Source organism: Psychrobacillus sp., assembly GCF_056205495.1.
Window position 1 is genome coordinate 1 of sequence record NZ_JBAEAP010000210.1, and the last position, 5,497, is coordinate 5,497.

Sequence of the window (5,497 nt, forward strand, 5' to 3'; positions counted from 1 at the left end):
TTGAAAGCTTTCTAATATATTGATCATATGCAAACGCATTGTTTGCGATGATTTTTTGTAAACATGTACACTACCTGCTAATTCATCGTCTACTATAATTTTATAGAAGATGCCTTGATGCAAGCGCTCTTGAAATCGTTCAAAGGTTTGTAATACTGGAGTCGTTTGGTGATCCTCATATTTTGTATATAGAGGTAGAAAAACTTGCTTTTGAATTTCATATAGCTCTTGCGCATCTTCTATTGTCGCTTTTCTTAGGCTAATTTCTGATGCTATTATGTCAAATACATTATCTAATATATGATAAGCAATAAACTCTCCACGCTTCACCATTTCTTTTATTTCCTGAATCGTTACCCATTTAGCATCTGCCACTTCTTCATATTGAAGCTTTAAATCCTCTTTCTCTACATTTTGTTTTATTAAATAATTATCATCGAAGCCTCGTAAGAATTTAACTGTGAATAAAACCTCTGCCTGCTCCATATTTATATCAATTCCCAGCTCTTCCTTTGTTTCACGGACCGCAGCCATTTCTGAGGTCTCTCCTGCCAATACAGAGCCTGCAGCGGCACAATCCCACATATTTGGCCAGCCTGTTTTCCAAGCCTGACGTTTTTGTATTAAAAGCTGTCCTTCATCATTCATGATCCAAACATGGACAACTTCATGAAAGACCCCCTCTTCCATTTCTTCTCCACGGATATGAGTTTTTCCTGTTTTCTCTCTGTAATGATTAAACGTATCCCATACTTCCATTTTCCCACCAGCCTTGTCATTGTTTAGAATAGTTTATCATAAATCTATTGACCTTCAATAAAAAATATGATATATTATAGGTTGTTAACAATTTAGGTAGAACATAAAAAAGAAATTTGGCATTCTACAAACGTGTTTTTGAACATACTTATTCACACTGGAGCGATTATAGGGTCGCAAGGACGTAAAAGAAGGTAGGGTTTACGTTGCTTAGGTTAGAAGACAACCAGTGGAACAATTTACCGCGGCATTGAAAGCTTAAACCTTTCATGGAAATTATTCACCGAACATTCGGGATGAAATTTAAAAATTCAAAGATTATGTTTTACCTCATACAAATCAAGGGCTGGTCTCCAATGGAGATCAGCCCTTGTCCAATTTATTGGAGAATATAAAAGTTACCCCGATGTATCTCTGATACGTCGGGGCTGTTGTTATAATTCGCTACTTTTCGCTAGACTATTTTGTCTTTTGTAGTATTCCTTAAACGTTAGTAGATAGATAAATCCGCTGAGTAATGCCAAAACAGCAAGTAGAACAAACGTCCACGTGAAGCCAACCCATGTGACAAGCGGCAGAACAAGCGGTGCTATCGTTCTCCCTATAGTATATCTTAAGCTAGCGGCCGCAAAGTACTGTCCACGCATATCCTCTGGTGCTAGCTTAGATACAAAGCTTTCCTGCAAACCTACTGTTGCTAGTTCTCCTAAAGTAAATACAGCCATAGCAAACACGAATACCCAGAAGTTAGCCGTCATTGGGAAAATGAGCATGGCAATAGCATATAAGAGCGACGACAAGAAGAATACTTTGTGCTCCGGATACTTCGTCATCCAACGAGTGACAAACACGGTGAAAATAACTACTAATAAGCCGTTTTCAGATAAAAGTATACCGAAGGAGCCTGCTCCAGTTACCGCCCATTCACGACCAAATAGGTTACCAAGAACTTGAACATCAATTGCTTCCTTCATATAGACAGGAATTAGCATATCCAACTGCATATATGTCTGGGCTAGCAAGATTCCCGCAATGATAAATAGGAAAAACACTTTGTCCTTAACAATTAGTCCATATGCTTTTATTTGATTAATAACTACTTGAACCCAACCGTTTCCACCACTTTCTTTTAATTGCTGCTTTACCTCATCTGGTAATGTTTCCTCTGTTAGGAAACGTAGTGCTAATCCTACTAAACAGAAGATAACGCCTGATATTAGAAGCAATAAGAAACGATGGTTAAAGAATAAAACAGCTCCCACTATAGGTCCAATGACAACCGAAATATTAATAGATGTATAAAATACAGAAAACACCGTACTTCTGTCCTTTTCTGGCACAACATCAGCAACAATTGCCTGACTTGCAGGGTGATAAAATGATCCACACATACCCGCTATCGTAAATGCAACAAAGCTAAGCATTGGTGAATCATACCAAGGAGAATTAGCAAAGGCAAATAAAATAAAAGCAAAACCTTCTGCGGTTGCAGAGAAAAATAACATCGTCCTTCTACCGAATCGGTCCGCACAATAACCCCCGATTAAATTAGCTCCAACAGAAAACACTTGGGACAAGACCAGCAATACCCCTGCCATACTAGCCCCGAATTCATCTGCAAAATATATAGCTAAAAACGGAAAGACCATCCAAAAGCTTAAATTACTGAAAAATTCACCAAACAAACGAACCTGTAAACTACGATTCCAATCTCTAATTCTCATGATGTTGACCTCACCTAGTATTATTCTTGCAAATCCATATATTATTTCGACTTACGTAATAGTTATTTAAATAGTACTATAGTATAAAAAAAGAACTCTCAAAAAAAGTCGTAAACCCTAGGCTGTGTTTACGACTTTTGACTTTAACTAATCAGTCCCTATATGTAACTGCAGTACCTGTAGCTACACACATCATCATGCCCTCACGGATTGTTTCAAAGTCTAAATCTACACCAATTACAGCATTAGCTCCAAGCTTACTAGCAAGAGTCTTCATATCCTCTATAGCTATTTCTCGGCCTTGAGATAGCTTATTTTCATAAGCAGAGCTTCTTCCTCCTACTATATCTGTAACTGAGGCAAAAAGATCTCGTACAACATTTGCTCCCATAATTGCTTCTCCAGACACGATGCCGTGGTATGTTTCAATTGTTTTTCCCTCAATGGTAGGTGTTGTAGTTACTAACATAAACATTCCTCCAATAATTGTAGTTACCTTTATCATACAACACTATCAGTTTATAAGCATTTATTATTCTGAATCTACTGTTTTTTCTTTCTGGTAGGTAGCATATTGAACAGTATATTCAATACGATTGCGGTGAAGCTTCCCGCTACAATACCATTACTTGTTAAAATTCGGACACTCTCTGGTAAGGATATGAATAAGTCAGGAACAACCGTTACACCTAGACCTATACCAATGGAGCACGCAATGATCATAGCGTTATCAGGTGAATCAGAATCTGAAATAATAGTGCTTAGCATTTTAATTCCTTGTGAGATAATCATCCCAAACATTGCAATCATTGCCCCGCCTAGAACAGCCTCTGGAATGATTGTAGTAAGTGAAGATATCTTTGGGATAAACCCTAGAAATATTAGCATACCTCCTGCAATATAAATAACCTTGCGTGTTTTAACTCCAGAAATCTGCATGAGCCCTACATTTTGTGAAAATGTAGTATATGGGAATGAGTTAAAGAATCCACCTAATACCACTGCAATTCCTTCAGCTCGGTAACCTTTTGTTAAATCCTTCTTCTCTATTTTTTTCCCTAGCATATCTCCAAGGGCAAAATATACCCCTGTTGATTCTACTAATGAAACGATAGCTACTAGAGTCATCGTAAGAATAGGAGACCATTCAAATGTAGGCATCCCAAAATACAAAGGCTGAATCATATGAAAAACGTCTGCTTCTTTCACAGCGGTAAAATCTAAAATACCCATAAAATAAGCAGCAACCGTTCCACCAATAATACCTATTAATATAGAAATAGCTTTTACGAACCCTGTAGAAAATCTGTATAATAAAACGATAAAAATTAGCGTACCAAATGACAATAATACGTTTTGAATAGAACCGAAATCTTCTGCTCCTTGTCCTCCACCCATGTTATTAATAGCAACAGGGATTAGAGTAATTCCAATAATAGTAACAACTGAGCCGGTTACTACTGGCGGGAAAAATCGAACTAGCTTCCCAAAAAAACCACTGATTAAAATAACAATAATACCAGAAACAATAATTGCTCCGTATATTGCAGATATTCCATAATCCCCACCGATTGCAATCATTGGTCCCACTGCTGTAAATGTACATCCTAAAACTACTGGTAAACCAATCCCAAAAAATCTATTGCTCATTACCTGTAAAATAGTTGCAACTCCGGACATTAAAATATCGATTGCAACTAAATAGGTTAACTCCTCTGAGCTGAGCCCAAGAGCACCTCCTACTATAAGAGGTACAATAACTGCTCCTGCATACATTGCTAATACGTGCTGTAAGCCAAGTGTGGTGTTTTTAAATATATTATTCATATGTAGGTGCACCTTCTAAAAATTCTACTTTGCCATCTTCCAAGGATTGAATAATAGCTAGTGATTCTACGCGAATACCTTTTTCGCGAATCAATTTTCCACCAGGCTGGAAACCTTTTTCAATAACAATCCCTACACCTGCTGTAGTAGCTCCTGCTTGCTCGATAATTTCAAGCAATCCAAGGACAGCTTGTCCATTTGCTAGGAAGTCATCTATGATTAATACAGTTTCTCCTTCTTGCAGGAAATCTTTTGAGACAGAAATATCGCTAGTAATATTTTTTGTAAAGGAATGTACCTGTGACGTCAATAAGTTTTCAGACAGAGTTACAGATTTGCTTTTCCTCGCAAATACAACAGGAACCCCAAGTTCAAGGCCCGCAAACATAGAAGGTGCAATCCCAGAAGACTCAATCGTCAAGATTTTTGTTATTCCCGCTTCCTTATAACGATTGGCTATTTCTTCACCAATAGCCTTAATCACAACAGGATCAATTTGATGATTTAAAAAAGCATCCACCTTTAAAACGTCCTTTGATAAAACCTTGCCTACTTCTACAATTTTATCCTTTAATAACTTCACTTGGATTCCTTCTTTCCTCATATTTGGATACAAAAAAACTCGAATGACAAAGCCCCACCCTAAGAGTGGAGCAATGGCATTCGAGTTATAAATCGAATAATAAAATAAATGGTACACAAAGTGTCCCAATCATTTAACCATGCCACTCATAGTCGACTTCTTTACGGTAAGTCGGTAGAAACTTGCAGGCCATATCCCTGCTATTATACGAGTATACGAAATTTGATTGCTCTCATTATAGCACGGTATTATTCTTTTACAATAATGTATAAAAAAGTTCAATCATTCTTAAAATTCTGTTCATAATCGCTATTATTACAGGCGTGTATCCTTTCTTCGGTTCTTCTTATAATCTTTCTCATAAAAAAAGGAACACCATGAAGCGATGTCCTTGAAAAGATAACTTGTATAATTGGAAATAATATAGTCAGAAATTTATCTAAGGGCTTAAGAAGAGGTAAGACACTTGTGCGCATTAGAATTTGGTAGGAAAATGCTTAAATTTTAACAGAAGATACCCTTTTGTTACCTGAACCTCTATAGAATTATGTGAATATAAAAGGAAATTTTAGTTGTTCGGAGTGAAGGCGGCGACTCCTAGGGG

At 37.1% G+C, this 5,497-nt stretch carries 5 protein-coding genes and 1 riboswitch; all 5 genes read right to left on the reverse strand.

Annotated features, from left to right (window positions below):
* A partial coding sequence (locus tag AC06OU_RS06135; RefSeq protein WP_475854657.1) for an NUDIX hydrolase occupies window positions 1-759 on the reverse strand: 759 nt, incomplete at its 3' end.
* A 434-nt stretch (window positions 760-1,193) separates the two neighbouring features.
* The gene (locus tag AC06OU_RS06140; RefSeq protein ID WP_169360717.1) at window positions 1,194-2,483 is read right to left on the reverse strand and encodes an MDR family MFS transporter; all 1,290 of its coding nucleotides are present in this window, start codon (window positions 2,481-2,483) and stop codon (window positions 1,194-1,196) included.
* Window positions 2,484-2,634: 151 nt separating this feature from the next.
* Window positions 2,635-2,952, reverse strand: a complete 318-nt coding sequence (locus tag AC06OU_RS06145; RefSeq protein ID WP_169360716.1) for a YbjQ family protein — start codon at window positions 2,950-2,952, stop codon at window positions 2,635-2,637.
* Window positions 2,953-3,026: 74 nt separating this feature from the next.
* A complete protein-coding gene (locus AC06OU_RS06150) occupies window positions 3,027-4,310 on the reverse strand; it encodes a nucleobase:cation symporter-2 family protein (RefSeq protein WP_475854660.1) in 1,284 nt (427 codons plus the stop codon).
* Window positions 4,303-4,893 (reverse strand): xanthine phosphoribosyltransferase, encoded by a 591-nt coding sequence (locus AC06OU_RS06155; RefSeq protein ID WP_169360714.1) that lies wholly within the window; start codon window positions 4,891-4,893, stop codon window positions 4,303-4,305. Before AC06OU_RS06155 ends, AC06OU_RS06150 begins: the two co-directional genes overlap by 8 nt.
* Window positions 4,894-5,022: 129 nt before the next feature.
* Window positions 5,023-5,124: riboswitch (purine riboswitch) on the reverse strand.
* Window positions 5,125-5,497 lie beyond the last annotated feature (373 nt).

Excerpts from the sequence above, each read along its gene's own strand:
- AC06OU_RS06145 (WP_169360716.1), bottom strand. The coding sequence starts at position 2,952 with ATGTTAGTAACTACAACACCTACCATTGAGGGAAAAACAATTGAAACA.
- AC06OU_RS06140 (WP_169360717.1), bottom strand. The coding sequence starts at position 2,483 with ATGAGAATTAGAGATTGGAATCGTAGTTTACAGGTTCGTTTGTTTGGT.
- AC06OU_RS06150 (WP_475854660.1), bottom strand. The coding sequence starts at position 4,310 with ATGAATAATATATTTAAAAACACCACACTTGGCTTACAGCACGTATTA.